Source organism: Stackebrandtia nassauensis DSM 44728 (assembly GCF_000024545.1).
Classification (GTDB): domain Bacteria; phylum Actinomycetota; class Actinomycetes; order Mycobacteriales; family Micromonosporaceae; genus Stackebrandtia; species Stackebrandtia nassauensis.
In genome coordinates this window covers 3,258,771-3,279,404 of record NC_013947.1, presented here as the reverse complement: position 1 = coordinate 3,279,404, position 20,634 = coordinate 3,258,771, and the positions used below count along the sequence as shown (strand labels likewise).

General features: G+C 68.1%; 20 protein-coding genes and 1 riboswitch. Of the genes, 8 read left to right on the top strand and 12 right to left on the bottom strand.

All coding sequences use genetic code 11. The features are described from left to right. Nucleotides 1–2: 2 nt before the first annotated feature. Nucleotides 3–120, bottom strand: a riboswitch (cobalamin riboswitch). A 106-nt stretch (nucleotides 121–226) separates the two neighbouring features. Continuing rightward, the gene (locus SNAS_RS15320; RefSeq protein ID WP_013018349.1) at nucleotides 227–1,141 is read right to left on the bottom strand and encodes a M23 family metallopeptidase; all 915 of its coding nucleotides are present in this window, start codon (nucleotides 1,139–1,141) and stop codon (nucleotides 227–229) included. Between the two features lie 138 nt (nucleotides 1,142–1,279). Here SNAS_RS15320 and SNAS_RS15315 point away from each other — a divergent pair, with 138 nt between their 5' ends. Then, nucleotides 1,280–2,086 carry an alpha/beta fold hydrolase gene (locus SNAS_RS15315; RefSeq protein ID WP_013018348.1) on the top strand — a complete coding sequence of 269 codons (807 nt, stop codon included), beginning with the start codon at nucleotides 1,280–1,282 and terminating at the stop codon, nucleotides 2,084–2,086. Here SNAS_RS15315 and SNAS_RS15310 read toward each other — a convergent pair. The 4 genes from SNAS_RS15310 to SNAS_RS15295 all read right to left on the bottom strand — a co-directional run bounded on the left by SNAS_RS15310 (nucleotide 2,039) and on the right by SNAS_RS15295 (nucleotide 6,139). Beyond that, nucleotides 2,039–2,866, bottom strand: coding sequence for a DUF6042 family protein (locus tag SNAS_RS15310; RefSeq protein WP_013018347.1), 828 nt, complete (start codon nucleotides 2,864–2,866; stop codon nucleotides 2,039–2,041). The genes SNAS_RS15315 and SNAS_RS15310 overlap by 48 nt on opposite strands. Before the next feature lie 82 nt (nucleotides 2,867–2,948). After that, nucleotides 2,949–4,511, bottom strand: a complete 1,563-nt coding sequence (locus SNAS_RS15305) for a tripartite tricarboxylate transporter permease (protein WP_013018346.1) — start codon at nucleotides 4,509–4,511, stop codon at nucleotides 2,949–2,951. Next, on the bottom strand, nucleotides 4,508–5,119 hold the full coding sequence (locus SNAS_RS32830; RefSeq protein WP_013018345.1) for a tripartite tricarboxylate transporter TctB family protein: 612 nt from the start codon (nucleotides 5,117–5,119) through the stop codon (nucleotides 4,508–4,510). Before SNAS_RS32830 ends, SNAS_RS15305 begins: the two co-directional genes overlap by 4 nt. Nucleotides 5,120–5,122: 3 nt before the next feature. Next, nucleotides 5,123–6,139 (bottom strand): Bug family tripartite tricarboxylate transporter substrate binding protein, encoded by a 1,017-nt coding sequence (locus SNAS_RS15295; protein WP_013018344.1) that lies wholly within the window; start codon nucleotides 6,137–6,139, stop codon nucleotides 5,123–5,125. Nucleotides 6,140–6,377: 238 nt separating this feature from the next. Between SNAS_RS15295 and SNAS_RS15290 the strand changes: the two genes are divergently transcribed. Continuing rightward, nucleotides 6,378–6,761: a hypothetical protein gene (locus SNAS_RS15290; RefSeq protein WP_013018343.1), complete on the top strand. Its 384-nt coding sequence runs from the start codon at nucleotides 6,378–6,380 to the stop codon at nucleotides 6,759–6,761. Nucleotides 6,762–6,804: 43 nt separating this feature from the next. Here the strand turns inward: SNAS_RS15290 and SNAS_RS15285 are convergent, their stop codons facing one another. Together SNAS_RS15285 and SNAS_RS15280 are read right to left on the bottom strand one after the other, a co-directional pair. Then, nucleotides 6,805–7,593, bottom strand: a complete 789-nt coding sequence (locus SNAS_RS15285) for an AfsR/SARP family transcriptional regulator (protein ID WP_013018342.1) — start codon at nucleotides 7,591–7,593, stop codon at nucleotides 6,805–6,807. Nucleotides 7,594–7,726: 133 nt separating this feature from the next. Next, the gene (locus SNAS_RS15280; protein WP_013018341.1) at nucleotides 7,727–8,158 is read right to left on the bottom strand and encodes a TIGR02611 family protein; all 432 of its coding nucleotides are present in this window, start codon (nucleotides 8,156–8,158) and stop codon (nucleotides 7,727–7,729) included. Between the two features lie 240 nt (nucleotides 8,159–8,398). Here SNAS_RS15280 and SNAS_RS15275 point away from each other — a divergent pair, with 240 nt between their 5' ends. After that, nucleotides 8,399–8,830 carry an SsgA family sporulation/cell division regulator gene (locus SNAS_RS15275; protein ID WP_013018340.1) on the top strand — a complete coding sequence of 144 codons (432 nt, stop codon included), beginning with the start codon at nucleotides 8,399–8,401 and terminating at the stop codon, nucleotides 8,828–8,830. 179 nt (nucleotides 8,831–9,009) lie between these two features. Next, nucleotides 9,010–9,669 carry a response regulator gene (locus SNAS_RS15270; protein ID WP_144300500.1) on the top strand — a complete coding sequence of 220 codons (660 nt, stop codon included), beginning with the start codon at nucleotides 9,010–9,012 and terminating at the stop codon, nucleotides 9,667–9,669. A gap of 2 nt (nucleotides 9,670–9,671) precedes the next feature. Here the strand turns inward: SNAS_RS15270 and SNAS_RS15265 are convergent, their stop codons facing one another. From SNAS_RS15265 to SNAS_RS15250, 4 genes are all read right to left on the bottom strand, one after another. Continuing rightward, nucleotides 9,672–11,408, bottom strand: a complete 1,737-nt coding sequence (locus SNAS_RS15265; protein WP_013018338.1) for a GAF domain-containing sensor histidine kinase — start codon at nucleotides 11,406–11,408, stop codon at nucleotides 9,672–9,674. A 52-nt stretch (nucleotides 11,409–11,460) separates the two neighbouring features. Continuing rightward, nucleotides 11,461–11,955, bottom strand: coding sequence for a pyridoxamine 5'-phosphate oxidase family protein (locus SNAS_RS15260; RefSeq protein ID WP_013018337.1), 495 nt, complete (start codon nucleotides 11,953–11,955; stop codon nucleotides 11,461–11,463). A gap of 102 nt (nucleotides 11,956–12,057) precedes the next feature. After that, nucleotides 12,058–13,599 carry a histidine ammonia-lyase gene (gene hutH, locus SNAS_RS15255; RefSeq protein ID WP_013018336.1) on the bottom strand — a complete coding sequence of 514 codons (1,542 nt, stop codon included), beginning with the start codon at nucleotides 13,597–13,599 and terminating at the stop codon, nucleotides 12,058–12,060. Between the two features lie 84 nt (nucleotides 13,600–13,683). After that, entirely contained in the window at nucleotides 13,684–14,820 is a 1,137-nt protein-coding gene (locus SNAS_RS15250) for a citrate/2-methylcitrate synthase (RefSeq protein WP_013018335.1), read from the bottom strand. Between the two features lie 253 nt (nucleotides 14,821–15,073). Here SNAS_RS15250 and SNAS_RS35745 point away from each other — a divergent pair, with 253 nt between their 5' ends. Together SNAS_RS35745 and SNAS_RS15240 are read left to right on the top strand one after the other, a co-directional pair. Then, nucleotides 15,074–15,244 carry a hypothetical protein gene (locus tag SNAS_RS35745; protein ID WP_169313885.1) on the top strand — a complete coding sequence of 57 codons (171 nt, stop codon included), beginning with the start codon at nucleotides 15,074–15,076 and terminating at the stop codon, nucleotides 15,242–15,244. Beyond that, entirely contained in the window at nucleotides 15,241–16,644 is a 1,404-nt protein-coding gene (locus tag SNAS_RS15240; protein ID WP_013018333.1) for a cytochrome P450, read from the top strand. Before SNAS_RS35745 ends, SNAS_RS15240 begins: the two co-directional genes overlap by 4 nt. A 100-nt stretch (nucleotides 16,645–16,744) precedes the next feature. Here SNAS_RS15240 and SNAS_RS32825 read toward each other — a convergent pair whose 3' ends face one another. Then, nucleotides 16,745–19,471: an NACHT domain-containing protein gene (locus tag SNAS_RS32825; RefSeq protein ID WP_013018332.1), complete on the bottom strand. Its 2,727-nt coding sequence runs from the start codon at nucleotides 19,469–19,471 to the stop codon at nucleotides 16,745–16,747. Between the two features lie 85 nt (nucleotides 19,472–19,556). Between SNAS_RS32825 and SNAS_RS15230 the strand changes: the two genes are divergently transcribed. Next, nucleotides 19,557–20,042, top strand: coding sequence for an SRPBCC family protein (locus SNAS_RS15230; protein WP_013018331.1), 486 nt, complete (start codon nucleotides 19,557–19,559; stop codon nucleotides 20,040–20,042). 32 nt (nucleotides 20,043–20,074) lie between these two features. Continuing rightward, the gene (locus SNAS_RS15225) at nucleotides 20,075–20,602 is read left to right on the top strand and encodes an AAA family ATPase (protein WP_013018330.1); all 528 of its coding nucleotides are present in this window, start codon (nucleotides 20,075–20,077) and stop codon (nucleotides 20,600–20,602) included. The last annotated feature ends 32 nt before the right edge of the window (nucleotides 20,603–20,634 follow it).

The window sequence follows — 20,634 nt, the reverse complement described above, 5'->3', positions numbered from 1 at the left end:
AACAAGGGGGCGGCCAGTCAACGGGTACTCGGGCTCGCGCGCCACTGATGGCGCGCCTACCGTTGCGGGTCAGCGCCGGACTTCGACCGGACTTCCCCCACCGACTGGATGGCTCGAAGCATGGCAGAACCCGGGGTGACCGTCAATCCACCGATCGTCCAGATACAACGCAATAAGGTGCCCCGGCGAGGCCGCCGGGGCACCGTGAGCTGGGATCTCGTCGGTTCTAGCCGCAGTGACTCCAATCACCACTGTTGACTGTGGTGCTGCCGACGGAGCCGCCCCACTTCACGCAGGTGCCCTTGGCGTACTTGCGCACCGGGCCGGAGTAGTAGGCGAAGTTACCGGAGTCGGTGACCTTCTTACTGCCCTTGACCTCCAGGAACGCCGAGGTGGCGGTCTTCTTGCCGAGGCTGACGGCCTTCATGGTCGCCACGCAGTTGTTGCCTTTGCTGGCGTTGTACAGCAGGTACACGGTTCCCTGTCGCTTGCCACCGGCGTTGATGGCCTTGGAGTCGACCTGCTTGTAGCCGCTGCCGCACACCTGCTCGGCGCTGTAGGGGTTGCCGCCGCAGTTGTTGCTGCTCTTGTAGGTGCGCGAGCCCCAGTAGTAGGCGCCCTTGCCGTCGAACTTGATCTTGACGGCGCTGCCGTTGAGCTTCTGCTCGTAGTGCAGGTGGGGTCCGGTGGAGCCGCCGGTGGAGCCGACCGTGCCGATCTTGCTGCCGGTGTTGACCTTCTGGCCGACCTTCACCGAGAACGACTTCAGGTGCGCGTACAGGGTCTGCCAGCCGGAGCCGTGGCTGACCACGACGTACTTGCCGTAGCTGGAACCGCCCAGGTCGCGGACCGTCGCCACGGTTCCGGCGGCGCTGGACGCCACGGCGTCGCCGTCGTCGCCGGCGCGGTTGAAGTCGATCGAGTTCTGCGGGTTGTGGTTGGTGCGGGTCTGACCTTCCCACGACTGGCCACAGCCGAACGGAACCTCGAAGTTCACCGCTCGGGTTTCGGGCTCGGCCACGGCGAAGCCGACCGGAACGGCGACGGCCGCCACCACGGTGACGGCCAACAGGCTCAGCTTGGTTCTGCCGGTAAACCAGCGCCGCAGTCTGCGGCCCGGACGCGTTGTGTCCGTTGACATATGTGTCGTTCTCCTCGGGGCAATTCGGGGACACGGGGACATATCGACCTCATGTCTAGTACGACATATTTGGTAGGTACGTACAAATCCCCCATAAGTGACTGTCTGTTGTCGTAAGGGCCGGATAGGTTGACGCTCATGTCAACGACCGCCCACACCCGACTGCACTTCGCCGAACACGGCGAGGGCGTGCCCGTACTCGCCGTCCACGGCTGGACCCCGGACCACCGTCTGATGACCGGCTGCCTGGAGCCGGTGTTCGCTCAGCGGCCCGGTTACCGGCGGCTGTACCCGGATCTGCCGGGGATGGGCAAGAGTCCGGCACCGGAGTCGGTGGCCTCGTCGGACGACGTCCTGGCCGCGCTCGAGGCCTTCGTCGACGAGCACATCGGCACCGAACCGTTCCTCCTCATCGGAGAGTCGTATGGCGGTTACCTGAGCCGGGCCATCGCGTGCGCCCGGCCACAGCAGGTGCTGGGACTGGGGTTGATCTGCCCGATCGGTGCGATCGTGCCCCGCGCCGAACGCGACGTGCCGCCGCACACCGTGGTGGTGTCCGATCCGGAGTTGATCGCGTCGCTGTCGGGGCCCGACACCGACTTCGCCGAGATCGCGGTGGTGCAGGACGCCGAGTCGCTGCGGCGGTTCCGTGAGGACGTGGCGCCCGGTCTGGCGCTGACCGACACCGCCGCCGTGGAACGGATCGGGCGGCGCTGGGAGCTGAGCACCTCCCCTGAGGCGCGCGGCCGTTTCGAACGGCCGACGTTGATCCTCACCGGGCGGCAGGACTCCTCGACCGGGTACGCCGACGTCTATCGGCTGCTGGACGACTATCCGCGCGCTTCCTTCGCGATCCTCGACCGCGCCGGTCACAACCTGCAGATCGAGCAACCGCGGCTATTCGCGGCCCTCGTCGGGGAGTGGCTGGACCGGGTGTCCGAGTAAGAGGAACTCGCCCCGGCCCTCCAGGTGCCAGACCAGCCCGAACCGTTTCCACAGTTTTCGCCACTGTGGAACGATCACGCACGGGTCGTCGACGTCGAGGCGTTCGGGGCTGACCTGCCGTCGCCGCCGGGAACCGTTGCCCAGGTACACCCGGATGAAGGCGCCGCCCGCCAGCGGGGCGCACAGGTACTCCAGGCCGTGCCGCACCGAGTCGGGCTCGCAGTGCAGCGAGTCGGCCAAGTGCCGGACGCTGGTGACGCTCTCGGGCGCCTCGCCGCAGTCCACAAGGTACTCGGCGAGGTCGCGGGCGATCTCGGCGCCGCCCAAAAGCCATCGGTACTCGTCCTCGACCCGCCGCTGCCGCAGCGTCATCGGCAGCACCTCGGTCGGGAGCGGCAGCGCGGCGGGCACCCGCCAGCGCACCGTGGTGCCGTCGTTCTCGCGCCGGTACAGGCCGAGGCTGACGCCCAGTTCGGCCACCTCACCGACCGTCGTGGGGTATTCCTCCCCCGAGTCGGCCAACAACCGCGCGATCACCCGCCGCGGTGGACGCCGGCGCCGGGGTTCGGGCAGCCACTCCCGTTCCCCGGCGCCGGGACTCAGCACCGGGTGCATCGACTCCTGCCAGTCGAACAGGACGGCGATATCGCCGTCGATGCCCCACTGGGTCGCGTCGCAGAACACATGCCACAACACCTCGCCTTCGAATGGCAGGAACCGGCTCCAGCCGGTTCTGTCCCAGTCCGAGCGCAGCGTGGGTTGTAGGTACTCGAAAGACATCGTCGCCTCCTGATCACCGTGTGCGACCCCACGGCGTGACAGTAGACGCGACTTCACGGTTCGCGACGCACCGGGTGTGCGATTAGTCTCCGTCACCCACGGTGAGCTTCTCCGCCTTGCGGCCCTTGGCTTTCGCGATGATGCGCGGCAGGTACGGCAGCACCAGCGAGACCACCGCGAGCAGCAGCAGACCGGCGGTCAGCGGCCGGGTCCAGAAGATGGACAGGTCGCCGTCGGATCCCTCGACGGACTTGCGGAACTTCTCGTCCATCATGGGCCCGATGATCACGCCGAGGATGACCGGCGCGATCGGGAAGCCGTACATGCGCATGAACACCGCGATCACACCGATGACGACGGTCAGCATCAACATGAACGGCGAGACCGCCGCCCCGTACATGCCGACGACGGCGAACATCAGGATGCCCGCGTACAGCAGCGGCCGGGGGGTGCGCAGCACCATCACCCACACCTTGATCAGGGGCAGGTTCAGTACCAGCAGCATGACGTTGCCGATGTACAGCGAGGCGATGAGCGCCCACACGATCAGGCTGTGGTCCTCGAACAGGCTCGGCCCGGCCGGGATGTCGAAGGAGTTGAACGCGGCGAGCATGACACCGGCGGTGGCCGAGGTCGGGATACCCAGTGTCAGCAACGGAACCAGCACGCCGGTGAAGGCCGAGTTGTTGGCGGCCTCGGGACCGGCGACGCCTTCGATGGCGCCCTTGCCGAACTGCTCCTTGTGTTTGGAGCGGCGTTTCTCCATGTTGTACGACAGGAACGTCGGGATCTCGGCGCCACCGGAGGGCAGGGTGCCGAACGGGAAACCCAGCGCGGTGCCGCGCAGCCACGGTTTCCAGGAGCGGCGCCAGTCCTCGCGGGTCATCCAGCCACCGGAGCCCTTGGTGCTCAGTGGAGCGACCTTGGTGGGCAGCCGGTGCAGCCGTCCGGCGGTGTAGATGGTCTCGCCGATGGCGAACAGGCCGACGATGATCAGCGTGATGTCGATGCCGATCGCCAGGTCGGATTTGAATCCCTCGGCCCAGTCGAACTGCCAGAACGTCAGCCGTTCGGTGCCGAACAGGCTGTCCATGCCGATGGTGCCCAGGAACAGTCCGAAGGTCAGCGCCATCATGCCGCGCAGCAGCGACTTGCCCATCAGCGCGGTCACCGAGACCAGTGCCAGCAGTGCCAGCGCGAACTCGTCGGAGGCGCGCACCCGGACGGCCAGTTGGGCCAGCGGCGCGGCGAACAGGCTCAGCGCGATCACCGAGATGGTTCCGGCCACGAAGGAGCCGATGGCGGCGGTGGCCAGCGCGGATCTGGCCCGGCCCCGCCGGGCCATCTGGTATCCCTCAAGGGATGTGGCCACCGAATTGGACTCGCCGGGTGTGTTGAGCAGAATGGACGTCGTGGAGCCGCCGTACATGGCGCCGGAGTAGATGCCGCCGAACATGATCAGCGCGCCGATGGCGCTGGACTCGTCGGTGGTGGCGGTGGCGACCGGCAACAGCAGCGCGATCGTCAGCGCCGGACCGATTCCCGGCAGCATGCCCACGAAGGTGCCCAGGGTGACGCCGATGGCGGCGTACAGCAGGTTGAGCGGTGTCAGGACCGCCGCGAAGCCCTCAAGCAGTTCGGTCATGGCGCGAACAGTCCTTCCGCGAGGGTCAGGCCGAGCACCGAGGTGAACAGCAGGTAGGTACCGACGGTCAACACGACCGCGACGATCACGTCGCGGATGATCTTGCGGCTGCCGAAGATCCAGGTGATGGCGACGAAGAACAGCGGTGTCAGGAGCACGAAGCCGACCGTGTCCAGCAGCAGCACGTAGACCATCAGCGCGACGGCGACCAGTGCGGCTGGTTTCCACTGCACGTCGGCGGGGTGGGCGTCGGCCTGGTCGGCGTCGGGTTCGCCGTCCGGCTTGGGTTCACCGTCATCGCCGTCCGGCTCGGGGTAGGCGTCGTCGGTGCGCGCCGGTGGGGGTTCCTCGGCGAACTCGGGGTAGTCGGCGTACGGGTTGATCAGCTGTTTGACGAAGTAGATCGCCGCGAACAGCACCCACAGACCGGTGATGATCAGTGGTGCGAAGGCCGCGTTCACCGGGGTGAACTCGGCGTCCCGGCCCTCGTTCAGGTCGGAGAGGGCAAGGGTGAATGCCAGTGCGCCAACGAGCAGGGCACCGCCGCCGAATATTCTCGGTCCCAGCGGTGCCCGGCCGCGGCGTCGGGGCGACGCCGACTTCTCCATCGGTTATCGGCCCACTTCGTCGAAGATCTTGGTGACGCGGGCGTTCTCGTCGTCGAAGTAGGTGTCGCACTTCTCGCCAGTCTTGACCATGGGGGTCCAGCCCTCCTTGTCGACCTTGGCCTTCCACTCCTTGGTGCCGACCGTGTCGGTGATCAGCTTGGTGATGTCCTTCTTCTGGTCGTCGTTGATGCCCTTGGGGGCGACGATGCCGCGCCAGTTGAGGACCTCGACCTTGTAGCCGAGGTCGGTGAGGGTCTTGGTCTCCCCGGCTCCGGTGTCGATGGCTTCGGTGCCGGTGACCGCCAGGGCCCGGAAGTCGCCGTTCTTGATCTGCTCGGTGTACTCACTGGGACCGGAGATGGCGACGTCGAGGTCGCCGTTCATGAGGTCCTTGATGGAGTCGCCGCCGCCGGAGTCACCGATGTACTTGACGTCCTTGGGGTCGGCTCCGGCCGCCTGGGCCAGCAGCAGCGCCACCACCTCGTCGGTGCCGCCCTTGGAGCCGCCGCCCCAGATCAGCTTGGACTTCTCCGACTTGAGGCCCTCCATGAGCTCGTCGATCGTCTTGTACGGCGAGTCCTTGTGGACGCAGATGACCTCTTGCTCGTAGGTGAGCGTGGCGATCGGGGTCACGTGCGACATGCCGGTGGACGACTGCTGGTCGATGATGCCGGCGACCATGACCAGGCCCATGACCATCAGCTCGTACGGGTTGCCGTGCGCCTTCTTGACGAACTGCTTCAGCCCGGCGGTTCCCGCGACGCTTTTCACGTTGTAGACCTCGGCGTCGTCGGCGATCTTGGCCTTCGTCATCGCCTCCTGCAGGGCACGGGCGGTGAGGTCCCAGCCACCGCCCTTGTTGGCGGGAGCCATGATCCGGACGGTCTTGGAGGGGTAGTCGTCGCCGGCACCGGTGCCACAGGCCGCCGCGCCCAGTGGCAGCAGCGAGGCTCCGGCGAGGGTCAGCACCGAACGCCGGGAAAACCCTTTCGGCGTCGACGCCTTTGTGCTGTTCGACATGCGCATCTCCGTGTTCTTAGATATCTGAGTCGATGAATTTTGGGGCAGTTGGTTAGGCATCTTAGAAGCACCACAAATCGACCGTTGATCGCCCGGCTTCGATGAGATATTCCCGCCTGGCGACGAGGTCACCGTGGCGTTAAGCCGACTTTAAGTGAATATATGGACGCGACTGCGACCATGTACCGGGTATGCACCCGATGGTCCGCACGAAGCACCGTATAGGAGTCTGATCCCCATGGTCAATCGCACGATCGCCCTCATCGCCGGTACCGCCGCGGCCTGCGGCCTGGCCATCGCCGCCACCGCGACGGCCGCCTCGGCCCACAACTCGGGGGTCCGCACCGACGTCGGCACGCTGACGTGCGGCGACGCCTTCGCCGATCTCGACCACCGCGACTACGACTACACCTTCGCCACCGACGAGGTGGTGGTGCTGCACGGTCCGCACGAGACCTGCGAGGTCATCGAGGTCGCCAAGTCCGGGCAGCGCACCGACTACCACTGTTACGTGATGGCGGGCGGGGACTCATACACCTATCTGCGCAACGTCGCCACCGGCAACCAGGGGTGGGTCAACGACGAGGAACTGACCGACGGCGGCAGTGACTACCACTGCTAGCTCCATTGAGGTGGTTCGCCGGAGGGATCCGGCGAACCACCTCTCACACCCCCGCCAACGCGCCGGTCCAGCGGGCGATCTGAGCCTCACCGGGCTCACCGTTCCACACCAGACTGGCGACGTTGCGAAGTTCGGGGCCGGGCTCCATGCCGACCTGTGACCTCAGGACGGTGCGGGCGCGGCGGTAGGTGTCGAGGGCTTCGGCCGAGCGGCCGTCGCAGTGCAGCGCAAGCATAAGCCGCGCCCACAGTCCCTCATGGAGAGGGTAGGTGCGAACCAGGGCCTGGGACTCGGCGGCGACCTCGGCGCAGCGTCCCAGCGCCAGGTCGACGATCAAGCGGGTACCCAGCGCCGCCAGTCGCATGGCCTCGAGCCGGGCCGCCTCGGCCTCGGCGAAGCCCACCCGGATGTCCTCGAACGCGTCGCCGCGCCACAGTGCCAGCGCGTCGCGCAACAGCGCCGAGGCGGTGTCGAGACGGCCCTGCCGCAACGCTTCGCGGGCCTCGGCGGTCAGTGCCTCGAACCGGGCCAGGTCGATCTCCTCGGCCTCGGCGCACAGCGTGTAGCCGCTGCGGCGGGTCTGGATCCGGTCCCGGTCGCCTCCGGCCTCGGCCAGGGCACGGCGCAGATTGGACACGTAGACCTGGATCTGGCCGCGTACACCCGAGGGCGGGGCGCCCTGCCAGGTGGCCTCCACGATCCGGTCGATGCTCACCGTCTCGTTGCGGTGCAGCGCTATTAAAGTGAACAGTCCTGCCTGTTTCGGCCCTCCCAGTGCCACGGACACGTCGCCGACGCGCACTTCGACCGAACCGAGCAATCGAATGTCCACTGTTCTCACTCCTTGGTCCGGATAGGCGCCGGAAAATACCCGGTATGCGAAACCATCGGAGTAGACACGTCTGAGACACCCGCTCGGATGCCGAAAAATCAGTCGTATTTGCGTCAATGCCCGAACGGCCGGCTCAGGTGGGGGTGCCCAGCTCCCCCAGTCCCCACTGGATGTAGTCGAAGCCGAAGCTGAGTTTGAGGCTGATCCACAGGATCGCGGCCACGAACACGAAGCAGCCCACGCCGATCAGCAGCCGCACCGCCAGGTGCTGGCGGCCGACCCAGTGCAGCCAGGCCTTGACCTGCCGGGAGGTGAAGGACATCAGATGGTGGGCCCACACGTATTCCAGCGCCAGGATCGCCAGGCCCGCGATGACGACGGCCCAGCCGGGCCCGGGGAACGGGATCATGATCAGTCCCGCGACGACGACGGCCCCGCCCACGGCGGTCACCGCGATCCGCACTCCCAGTCGTCCCATCCTGGTGGTGCGGAACCGGTCGAGGAAGCCGTGGATGCCGCCGCGCGCCTCGTCGGCGGGCTTGTCGTCGGTCCGTGTTTCGGCCACGTGTCACCCCTACCCGTTACGCCCCAGATCGACACTACCTCGATCGGGTGCATTGTCACCGTTGTTCAACAACTGTCACAGAACTGACTGTCACCTTTGAGGTGATTTGGCAGCAATGGCGGTGAAACATACCCTGGTGACAATCACGGATCAGCAAGCGGTCGGTCGCTAAGAGTGGTAGACACCAGATATGGAAATGGCGAGTACTGGGACTCGCCCGAGCAGCCCGGGGGGCACACGATGGCGACCACACGTCCCGCGACCGTCGAGGTCGATACCACCATGCGGTTCGTCGCGACCGATTTCACCACGGTCAACGTGCGCGCCAGCATGCGCTACGACGCCGACGACCCGTACGCGATACACGTCATGTTCCACCCCGGCAACCCCGACGCCGAACAGGTCAGCTGGTCCTTCGCCCGGGAGCTGTTGGCCGCCGGTCTCGTCGAACCCACCGGCATGGGCGATGTGAGGGTGTGGCCCTGGTCGACGCCGCGTGGGGACGCGATCGCGCTGGCCCTGTCCTCCCCCGACGGGAACGCCCTGTTCGAGGTGTCCCGGTCGCTGGTGTCCCGGTTTCTGAGACGCAGCTATGCGTTGGTTCCCAAGGGGAAAGAGGGCGATAGTCTAGACATGGACGCCACGGTCGCCAAGTTGCTCGCCGACCGGTGAAGCGTCGCCACTACCGACGGTCACGGTTCGAAAGGACCTTGGAACCAGAGTCCTTCGTCCCTGAACTTTCATCCTGGCGACACGGTTGACTGGGTATCCATACGCACCGGCCCGTACAGCACGCTCCTCGCCGCGCGGCCGATCAACCCCATTGCCCGACGGAATGAAAGGTGCGGGACGTGACCGTACGCGTATTCCTGGTCGACGATCACGAGATCGTACGCCGCGGACTGGCCAACGTGCTCGAAGCCGAGCCCGAGTTCACCATCGTCGGTGAGGCCGCCACCGCCGCCGAGGCCGAGGCCCGGGTCCCCGCGGCCGATCCCGACGTGGCGATCCTGGACGTCCGGCTGCCCGACGGCAACGGCGTCGAGGTGTGCCGGGAACTGAAGTCCAAACTTCCCAAGCTCAACTGCCTGATGCTGACCTCGTTCGCCGACGACGAGGCACTGTTCGACGCGATCATGGCCGGAGCTTCGGGCTTCGTCCTCAAGCAGGTGCTGGGCGCCGACCTGCTGGGCGCGGTGCGCACCGTCGCCACCGGACAGTCGCTGCTGGACACCAAGACCACCACGGCGCTGATGAACCGGCTGCGCCGCGAGCAGAGCCAGGTCGACCCGCTGTGCGAACTGTCGCAACAGGAACGCAAGGTCCTGGAGCTCATCGGTCTCGGCCTGACCAACCGGCAGATCGCCGGGCGGATGTTCCTGGCCGAGAAGACCGTCAAGAACTACGTGTCACACCTGCTGGCCAAGCTCGGCATGACCAGCCGCACCCAGGCGGCGGTGCTGGCCACCGAGGTGCGCACCGGGCAGCGCGCCCCGCAAGAGGAGGACTGACCTCACGGCAGCGGGACCTGCCAGGTGATCCGGGTGCCGCCTTCGGGCATCGGCGCGATCGTCAGGTTGCCGCCGCAGGTCTGCGCTCGCCGCTCCATATTGGCCAGGCCACTGTGCACGACCTCCTCCGGGATGCCCTTACCATCGTCGGTGACGTCGATGACCAGGTCGTCCCCGGCCTCGGCGCTGACGACGATGTGACTGGCGTGGGCGTGGCGCACGGCGTTGCTGACGGCCTCGCGCACCACGGCCTCGGCGTGGTCGGCGATCTCCACCGGCACCAGCGTGTCCACGGCGCCCGACAGGTACACCGCCGGGGAGAGTTTGCTGTCGGCCGACATCTGCGCGGTCGCGTCCAGCAGTCGCCGTCGCAGGCTGCCGCTGGAGTCCTCGCTGGTGGACTGGAGCGCGAAGATCGAGGTGCGGATCTCGCGGATCGTGGTGTCCAGTTCCTCCACGACGGTCTGGATCCGGCGCCGGGCCCCGGGTTCGTTGACCCTGGGCAGGGTCGCCTGCAGGTTCATGCCGCAGCCGTACAGCCGCTGGATGACGTGGTCGTGCAGGTCGGCGGCGATGCGCTCGCGGTCCGACAGCACGTCCAGCAGGTGCTGGGCGCGTTGGCCCTCGGCGGCGCGGATCGCCAGCGCCGCGTCCTGCGCGAAGGACACCACGTCGGGCAGTTTCAGTGACGAGAACAGCGGCGATCCCCGGTGCCGCAACGCCACCAGCGTGCCCTCCCCGGTGTCGGAGATCTGGATCGGCACCGCCAGCACCGCCGCGAACTCCCCCGGCGGGGTCTTGGCGGCGGCGGCCAGCAGGGCGGCGAACTCGCCCTCGACCTCGCTGACACCGGCCTTGAGCACTTCGCTCATCACCGGCGCGGTCAGCGTGATGCCCATGAGCCGGTCGTCGAAGTCGCCGTCCACGGCCTTGACGCGCAGCAGGTCGTCCTCGTAGGGCTCCGGCAGCGCGATGAAGACGGTGTCGGCCTTGAGCAGTTCCCGGGTGTGCACGGCCGCCAGCCCCAGCGCCGACTCCAGGGTGGCGCCGCTGAGCAGTTCGGCCTGGAGTTTGGACGAGGCGGCCAGCCAGCGCCGCCGCACCGTGGCCTGCTCGTACATGCGGGCGTTCTCGATGGCGATACCCGCCGCGGCGGCCAGCGCCTGGATGACGACCTCGTCGTCGCTGTTGAACTCCGAGGCGCCGCGCTTCTCCGACAGGTAGAGGTTGCCGAACACCTCGTCGCGCACCTGGATCGGGGCACCCAGGAAGCTGGCCATCTTGGGATGGTTGGCGGGGAATCCCACCGAGTCGGGGTGCTTGTTGAGCGCCGACAACCGGATGACCTGCGGGTGGTTGATGAGCAGCCCCAGGATGCCCTCACCGTGCGGCTCGTGGTCGATATGGGACCGTTCGTCCTCGCTCATGCCGACGGTGACGAAGCTGCGCAGCCGGTTGCGGTCTCCGGGCGCGGCGAGCACGCCCAGCGCACCGTAGCGGGCGTCGACGAGCCCGACGGCGGCCTCGGTGATGCGGCGCAGCGTCGAGTCCAGGTCGAGGTCCCCGGCCACCATCGTGATGGCGTCCAGGAGACGCTGCAACCGGTCGCGGGTGGCGGCGATCTGTCCGATCCGTTCCTGCACCTCGGCGAGCAGCTCGTTGAGGCGAAGTCCGGAGAGGGTATCGGCTACCGTCCGCGGCACCGGGTCATTCAGGACGCGAGATTCGTCGTCCGGCATGGGTTTCTCCAGACGCAGGGGTACAACGGGTCACCTGACAAACACTACTGTGTTATTTCTGGATTCCGGTACCGGATTCGGCGGCAATCGCAAGGCGCCGACCGGAAACACGCTCCATCTTAATGACCAGGAAACCGTCCTCTTCGTGCGGTGCCCATGCCAGCAGGTCCAGTCCACACAGCGTTTCGAAGACCGGGCCGCCGCTGATCAGACTCGCGTGTCCGACGACGACAACGCTCCAACCTGTCCGTTTACTGAAATCCGCCTGATCCACCTCAAAAGCCACAACCGAGTTGCGGGCCGCCTCGGCCATCGTGCTGCCGGGGACGGTGCGGACCACGACCCAATCATTGTAGACCTGGAAATTGACCGGCAGGATCATCGGCATTGCCCGATCGGTGACTCCCAGCCGCCCGACGGTGGATTCACGGAGCAGATCCACGCACTCACGGGTAGTGATCGTGTCCAGGGTCACAACACCGTTACCGCGACTTACCGCCTCTGAGGCGTGCGCGTTGTTGTTCTCGGTGTCGCCGTGACCCTCCATTCCGCCCAGTGTTTCAGGGCCCGGACCCCGCGAGGCAGAGACACACGACTATGGGTTTCGGGGCCCTTCTGCTCTGGCAACGGTGCCGATGGCCTTCGCCCGTTACCGAAGGTCACCGGCCACGTCGATGAGGTCGTCGAGCATGTCGCGCACCGCCTCGATCTGGGGGGCCAGTTCCCGGTCGACGGGCATGGCGGCGACGTCCTGACGGACCCGCTCCAGCACGGCGCCGGTGGCGGGGCTGGGTTTCGCGACGTCGCCGCGCAGGTCCAGTCCCTGGGCGGCGCACAGCAGCTCGATGGCCAGCACGCTGCGGACGTTGTCGATGACCTCGCGGGCCTTGCGGACCGCGTGCCAGCCCATCGACACGTGGTCCTCCTGGTTGCCGGAGGTGACGATGGAGTCCACGCCGGCCGGATGGCACAGCACCTTGTTCTCGCTGACGAGGCTGGCGGCGGTGTACTGCGCCAGCATGAACCCGGAGTTGGTGCCCGCGTCGGGGGCCAGGAACGGCGGCAGGCCCCGGGAGGTGGCCGGGTCGAGCATCCGGTAGACCCGGCGTTCGGCGATGCTGCCCAGTTCGGCGGAGGCCATGGCCAGGGCGTCGGCGGAGAAGGCCAGCGGCTGGCCGTGGAAGTTGCCGGTGCTCATCACCTCGAAGCCGTCGCCGCCGGGGCCGCGCACGACCACGGGGTTGTCGACGATGGACTTCAGTTCGATGCTGAGCACGTTGCGGCAATGCGTGATCAGGTCGCGGCTGGAGCCGTGGACCTGCGGGGCGCAGCGCAGCGCGTAGGAGTCCTGGACGGCGTGGTCGCTGTCGCGGTGGCTGGCCAGAAGCGGGCTGCCGTCAAGCAGGTCGCGCAGGTTGGCCGCGGAGTCCAGCTGGCCGGGGTGCGGCCGGATGACCTGGACGCGGGGGTCGTAGGCGCGGTCGGTGCCGTACAGGGCCTCCACGCTCATGGCGCAGGCGATGTCGGCGATCTTGCACAGCGCCTCGGCCTCCATGATGGCCAGCGCCAGTACCGCCTGCATCGGCTCGGTGCCGTTGATGAGCGACAGGCCCTCCTTGGGGTCGAGGACCAGCGGCGTGATGTCGTGTTCGGCCAGCACTTCGGCGGCGGGGCGGCCCGCGACGGGGTCGCCGGGGGCGCGCAGTCGTCCCTCGCCGATGACCGGCAGCGCCAGGTGCGCCAGCTGGGCCAGGTCGCCCGAGGCGCCCACCGAGCCCTTCTCCGGGATCACCGGCAGCAGGTCGTGCTCCAGCAGGGTCAGGAAGAACAGCGGCAGTTCGGGGCGGACGCCGGAGTATCCGGCCGACAGGGTGCGGGCCCGCAGCAGCAGCAGCGAGCGGACGATGGGGTCCGACAGCGGGGTGCCCACGGCGGCGGCGTGGCTGCGCACGATCCCGACCTGGAGTTTGGCGAGGTCGTCGGCGCCGATCGTGGTGTCGGCCAGCGCCCCGAAGCCGGTGGTGACGCCGTAGACGACGTCCTTGCGGCGCACCGCCTCGGTGACGACGGCGCGGGCGGAGGCCATCCGCTCGGCCAGTCCGGGGCCGGGGCGTACCCGGGCGCGGCGGTGGGCCACCGCGTGGACGTCCTCGATGGAGTAGCCGTCTCCGGTCAGTAGAAGATCACGCATGAGGGGACACTAACTCCATGAATTACCCGGCCGCCCGTCAGGCGGCCGGGTTGTAAGGGACGTGACCCCGGTGATCTATTCCGTTTATTCCGGCTTGACGACCGGCTGCGGCGCTTCCACTCCGGTGTAGCGGGCCCGCGGGCGGATGATCTTGGAGTCGTTGGCCTGTTCGAGGATGTTGGCGCTCCAGCCGACCATCCGCGAGGCGGTGAAGGTCGGGGTGAACATGTCGCGCGGCACGCCGCACTGCTCCATGACGACCCCGGCGTAGAACTCCACGTTGGTGTAGAGGTTGCGGCCGGGCTTGAGCTCGGCCAGGATCTCCACCACGCGGCGCTCGACCTGCTTGGCGAAGTCGGCCAGGTCGCCGCCCAGCGAGGTGGCCACGTCGCGCAGCATCAGCGAGCGCGGGTCGTCGGTCTTGTAGACCGCGTGCCCGAAGCCCATGATGCGGTCACCGGATTCGACCTTGTGGCGCACCCAGTTGTCGATCTTGTCGGGGCTGCCGATCTCCTCCAGCGCCGCCAGCGCCCGGGAGGGGGCGCCGCCGTGCAGCGGGCCCGACAGCGAACCGATGGCGCCGACCAGGCAGGCACCGGCGTCGGCGCCGGTGGAGGCGATGGTGCGGGCGGTGAAGGTGGAGTTGTTGAAACCGTGGTCGACGGTCGAGATCAGGTACCGCTCGATGGCGTGCCCGTATTCGACGCTCGGCTCGGCACCGGTGAGCATGTACAGGTAGTTCGACGCGTACGGCAGGTCGTCGCGGGGCGCGATCGGGTCCTTGCCGGTGTTGAGCCGGTACAGCGCGGTCAGGATCGTGGGCACCTGGGCGCAGGCGAACAGCACGTCCTCGGTGCGTTCGGTCTCGTCGGTGTCCAGCAACGGCCGCATGCCGCGCTCGGCGGCGGCGAAGGACAGCGCGGTGCGCAGGCCCTCCAGCGGTTTGGCACCGGCCAGCGAGGGCAGCAACGCCGTCAATCCGGGAGACAGGTGCCGCAGCGGCGCCACCTTGGCCCGGAACTCGTCAAGCTGGGCGCGCGTCGGCAGCGCGCCGTTGAACATCAGGTACCAGACTTCCTCAAAGGAACAGTTCTGGGCCAGGTCAATGGCCGAGTACTGCCGATAGTGGTAGAAACCCTCTTCTCCACGCACGTCACCGATCTGGGTATCGGTTACCACAACCCCGGCAAGGCCCTTGGGTACATCCACCAAAGTGGTCATCGCGACCTCCTCGTCGCCTCGGGAGGTGCCGGAAACTGGGTCAAGTGCCGGTACCTCTGTCTCGAACAATCCACGTTACTTCCGGGTAGTCCATGGTGCTTCCATAAAGATGGCACTTAGTGTCACTCACCACAGCATGCCACTGCCCGGCTTCCGTTTGGACCACACGGAAACGATTATTCGCCTGTATCGCGGTGACGCTTTGGTCACAATGGGGTGCGAACTCACATTACCGGCTCGCGAGGGGGCGCGCATGGCCGACGGAACTACCCAGATTACCGGGAATCGGGAGCCGGTCAACCCTGGCGACGCCACCGATGTCCCCGCCGTCCCGGCCCGGGCGGCGCAGCTGGCCGACGCCGACGCGGCACTCAGTGACGCGACAGCGGCGGTCCCCGAGCAGTCCCGTGAGGAGACACGATGAAGAGGTTCCCGCGCCTGACCACCACCGAACGTCTACAGGTGACATTGCTGAACACCTTGCCCGCCTTCGCGCGGGGCATCGCCATCGCGCGCCCCAAGACCGTGTCGCTGTTGAACCGGCTGCAGGTGGACCGGCGCATGGTGGACCTGTTCGACCGGCTGCGCGAGCGCTACCGGGGGCTGCCGGTGTGGATCAGCTCGGTCAACGGCCCCACCCTGCTGCTGTTGTCCCCCCGCCACGTCGAACGGGTGCTGGGCGGCTCGGACCAGTTGTACACACCCGACACCAAGGACAAACACCGCGCACTGGGGGTGTTCCAGCCGCACGGGGTGATCGTGTCGCGCGGCGAACTGCGCGTGAAACGGCGGCAGTTCAACGAGGCCATCCTCGACACGTCCCAGCCCGCGCACGCCGAACGCTACGCCCGGATCGTGGCCGCCGAGATCGACGCCATGATGACCGGGCCGGGCCGCGACGGCACCCTGATCTGGCCGGAGATCAAACGCGCCTTCGACTGTGTGGCCCGGCGGGTGGTGCTGGGCGACGGCGCCCGCGAGGACGTCGACTCCACCCGGCTGCTGGCGAAGCTGCGCCGCGAGGCCAACTCGCTGGGCGCCAAACCCGGCACCCGCCGACGCGTCGCGGCCTGGAAGGCCGACTGGGACAACCGGCTGGCACGCTACGCCGAGTCCGCCCCGGCCGACAGTCTCATCGGCAGGGTCACCGACACCTACGCCGAGACCGAGGTGCGTCCGCTGGGGCAGGTGACGCAGTGGCTGACGGCCCTGGACATGGTGCCGGTGCTGGCGGCGCGGACGCTGGCGCTGCTGGCCTCGCACCCGGAGCACTTCGCGCGCGCCAACGAGGAACTGGCCGCCGCCGACGCCCACCACGGCGCGTCCACGGCCGCCTCGATCGCGGCGCAGCCGTACCTGCAGGCGTGCGTCATGGAGGCGGCCCGGTTGTGGCCGGCGGTGCCGAACCTGGCGCGGGCGACCACCCGGCCACTCGACTGGGACGGCGTGATCCTCAAGACCGGGACCACGATGGTGATCCCGGCGCTGTACCACGCCCGGTCACGGCGCCAGGGCCGGTTCGCGCACCGGTTCACGCCGGAACGCTGGCTGGACGGCGGCCTGGACCGGGACTGGACGATCATGCCGTTCAGCCTGGGACCGGCCAGGTGCGCCGGAGCGATGCTGGGCGGACTGCTGGCCACCGCGGGCTGCGCCGCGCTGCTGCGACAGGCCTACGTCCGGCTCAACACGCCGCGGCTGGCCCCGGACAAGCCGCTGCCGATGGCGATGCCGGTCACGGACATCAGCCTCGCGGTGGGAGCCAAACCCGTGACACCCGCACCCGTGGCGACGGCCTCGGGTGCCTCGGCGTCCGGCCAGTAGCCCGCACGGGCTGGTGGCCGAACGTGCCCGGTCGGGCCAGGTCGACCGGGTGCACGAATGGGGCGGCGCCGGAATCCTTCCGGCGCCGCCCGCTTTTTGCTCAGTCCCGCACCAGGATCAGGGCCTCGCCGGGGTAGTCGTCGCGGGCGCGGCATTCCCGGAACGTGAGCGTGGCGGCGATGCCGAGGCAGGCGTCGCGGTTGAGGTCGTTGCGGCTGGCGTTGAACTCAGCCGCCAGCAGCAGCGCGGGCAGTCGCAGCAGCCACGGCGATTCGGGCGGCGGTTTGCGCGCGAACGCGGTGCGGGCCCGGTCGGCGAGGCTGCGGCTGGCGGCGTCGTGCCACGGCAGCGGGCTGGCCGAGTCAGCCGAGCCGTCGGACTGTCGCGGGGCCGGGGACGGCGAGCTGACGACGGTCGCGATTCCCTCGGTGTCCCAGACCCCGGCCCGGATGGCCAGGATCTCGGCGAAGACCGACGCCGCCTCACCGTCGGACTCGGACAGCAGCCGGTCCACCAGGTCGTTCACCCAGCCGCTGTCGGTCTCGGAGAAGATCGCCGCGTCGCCGGGCAGCCAACCGAACTCCGGCGCCAGCGTGTCGTGATAGGACGCCAGATCCGGTGCGGCCCCGGCGGTGACCCGGTTGGCGGCCAAGGCCATCCGGGCCGGAATCCACAGACCGGTCTCCTCGATGTCGGCGGTGACGGCCGCGATCAGTTCCTCGCCGGTCACGGTGTACGGCAGTTCCGGTCCCCGGGCGGTGGCGCGCCAGATCGGCGCCGTGGCCTGAAGCGAAGCGGTTTCGTCGAGACCGCCCGAGCCCCGGATGAGTTCCACCTCGTCGCGGCGCGGCAACCGGAACGGGGAGTCGGTGCGGTCGCTGTAGCGGCCGATGGTGTTGATCCAGTCGACGAAGTTCTTCACGTCGGCGGGCCACAGCCCGCCCACCGCGTGCTCGCCGTCGGGGTTGCGGCTGGCGGTGTCGCCGTCGCCGGTCGCGCAGCGGAACAGCCAGTACAGGTCCTCGGTGATCGGTTGTGGACAGTAGAAGTCGCTGTCGCTCAGCCGCTTCAGTCTGCTCAGGTGTCGCGACACCAGCGCCCGGGCCACGGCCCGGCGCACCGCCGGGTCCGCGCGGGGCGTGAACGCCTGCTCCTCCAGCCGCCGCAACCGGTCCCGCAGTCGCCGCTCCAGGCGGCCGCCGTAGTTGGCGCACGTGAAAGCCTGCGCGATCGCGCCCTCGGTTCCCTTGCGCAGACAGGCTTCCACGAGCTTGTCGATGGAGCGGGCGCAGGCGGCGTACAGCTCCAGCGTCTCGGCCCACCACACGTCGTCGACGAAGGTGACCAGTTCGTCCTCGATGCCGCAGTCGATGATGTGCTTGGCGGCCAGGTACTCCCCGATCGTCTGGTGCGCGAACGCGTAGACGCCGCGTTCCATCTCCACCAGCAGGCCGTTGCCGCACACCTCGCGCAGGAACTGTTCGGACTCGGTGCCCGGCAGACTCGCCTCCAGCGCGTCCTCGATCATCGGCGGTACGTCGGAGCCCTTGATCTCGCGCAGCCGCGACTTCATCAGGTTGAAGGCCAGCTGGGCCAGTACCTCCCACTTCGCCTCGCCCGACAGCGCCACCGTCACGCCCCGGGCCTCGTGGCGGCTCCACAGCATCGCCCGGCAGATCTCCTCGTACAGGTCGGCGCGACCCCGTGGCAGCGCGCTGCGGTACCGGTGCACCAGCGCGATCATGGTCAGCAGCAACGGATTGGCGGTCAGCTCGTCCAGGCCGGGCGCGTCCTTGAGCCGGTCGATGAGGTCGTTGGCCTTCTCCGCGGCGATGGCGTCCACTCCGGAGTCGTCGACGCCGGTGGCCTCGCGTTCGGTGGCCAGGTACCAGCCGCGCAGGAACCGCTCGATCTGTTCCCGGCTGAACGGCTGCACCGCCAGCACCCGTGCGCCCTCGATGGGTGCCTGCCCGTAACCGCCGGGCCGGGAGGTGATGACGAAGTCGTTGTCGGGGAAGGCCGCCACCTGGTCGCCGATCCACTCGGCGACCTTGCGCCGGTCCTGGTTGTCGGCGACCTCGTCCAGACCGTCCATGAGCACCAGACAGTTGCCCTGGTGCAGTTGCTGTTCCCACCAGCCCTTCGGTTCGGGGACCCGCAGTTCCGGCGGCCGGATGCGCAAGAGCTGCGGCAGGCTCGGCTCGTCGTTGATGGGTGTGGACAGTCGGCTCAGGGCCAGGAACACCGGGATCCGGCGCCGGTTGGTCTTGTCGCGTGCGGTGTCGCGGGCCAGGTGCCGCAGCAGCGTGGTCTTGCCGCAGCCGGGGCCGCCGATGACGGCCAGTACTCCGCCCTTCCTGCCGTCCAGGAACTTGTGGATCGAGTGCCGGGAACCGTCCCTTGTGCCGGTGCCGCCGTCGACGAGGCCGCCGGGAACCCGGTCGACCGGGGCGCTCTCCACCGACACGTCTACGAACACCGCGTCCAGTTCGGGCGTATGGTCGCCCACAATGCTCAGACCCTTGAAGTCGACCCACCGGTTGACCGACAGCATGTGATGCCGGTACTGGCGGGCGTAGCGGGAGAACCTGCGTCCCAGCACGGCGTCGACCCAGTCGCCCAGCTGCGCCGCCCGGCGTTGCAGCGGCCCGCGCGCCGCCGTCGACACCAGGGCCGCCACCGCCAGCAGCAGCCAGTAGATGATGAGGAACAGCACCGCGGTCAGCGGGTTGGACGCCACCGCGTTCTTGAGGACACCGCCGACCCCCGCCGGGACTGCCAGGGCGGCCAGCGCCACGACCGCGAATCCTTTGGTTCCATGCGACATCGATGAAATCTACCTCTCCGTCGCCGGTACCCCGATACGATCGCGACGCAGCGGGTAACGGGGATGACGACCTTGAGGGGAAACCATGAACGGCGCTTCGTACGTCTACGTCTCGCTCATCGAGGCCACACCGCGACAGGTCTGGCGGGCGCTGACCGACCCGGGCTATATCGCGCTGTACTTCGACAACGCCGGTCCACGTTCGAACTGGCGGGTCGGCTCGACTGTGGAGTGGTGCACCGAGGAGGGCGAGCCGTACCACGACTGGGGGCAGCGGGTGCTGGAGTCCACACCGGAGCGGCGGCTGTCGTACACGTGGCACAACTACGAACCCGAGATGGCCAAGTACTTCCCCGAGTGGACCGGCGATAGACTGGCCGAGCTTCGCCGCGAGCCGGTCTCCACGGTCACCTTCGACCTCGAACCCGTCGGCGACGCGGCCACCAAACTCACCATGGTCCACGATGGCTTCGCCGAGGGCAGCCAGATGCTGGCGGGTGTCAGCGAGGGGTGGCCGCAGATCCTCAGCAAGCTCAAGACCGTGCTCGAGGCCGACAGCCCGCGAAGCTGAGACTCAATCCCCCTTCATCCCCGAGGAGAACCGTGCCCCGTCGTATCGTCCTGACTGGAGGCCCCGGCGGCGGCAAGAGCAGCCTGATCGAGGCCCTGGCCCGCCAGGGCTACCCGCACGCGCCCGAGGCCGGGCGCGCCATCATCCGGGACCAGGTGGCGATCGGCGGCCGGGCGTTGCCGTGGGCCGACGTCGAGTTGTTCGCCGAGCTGATGCTCGCCTTCGATCTGCGTTCCCACGGCGAGGCCGACGGGACGACGTTCTTCGATCGCGGGATCGTCGACACCGTCGGGTATCTGCGACTGGAGGGGCGACCGGTGCCCGAGCATCTGCTGACGGCGGCCCGGGCGTTCGGGTACGACGCGGTGTTCGTGGCTCCGTACTGGCCGGAGATCTACACACAGGACGCCGAGCGCAAGCAGTCGCCTGAAGTCGCGAAGGCGACCTGCGAGGCGGTCGTGGCCGCCTACCGGGAGTTCGGCTACTCCCCCGTGGAGCTGCCGCTGGTCGACGTGGAGCAGCGCCGGGATTTCGTCCTGGGGCGGCTGGCGGCGCGGTAGCGGCGTGTTCGACGTCGATGTCGTTTTTCCGC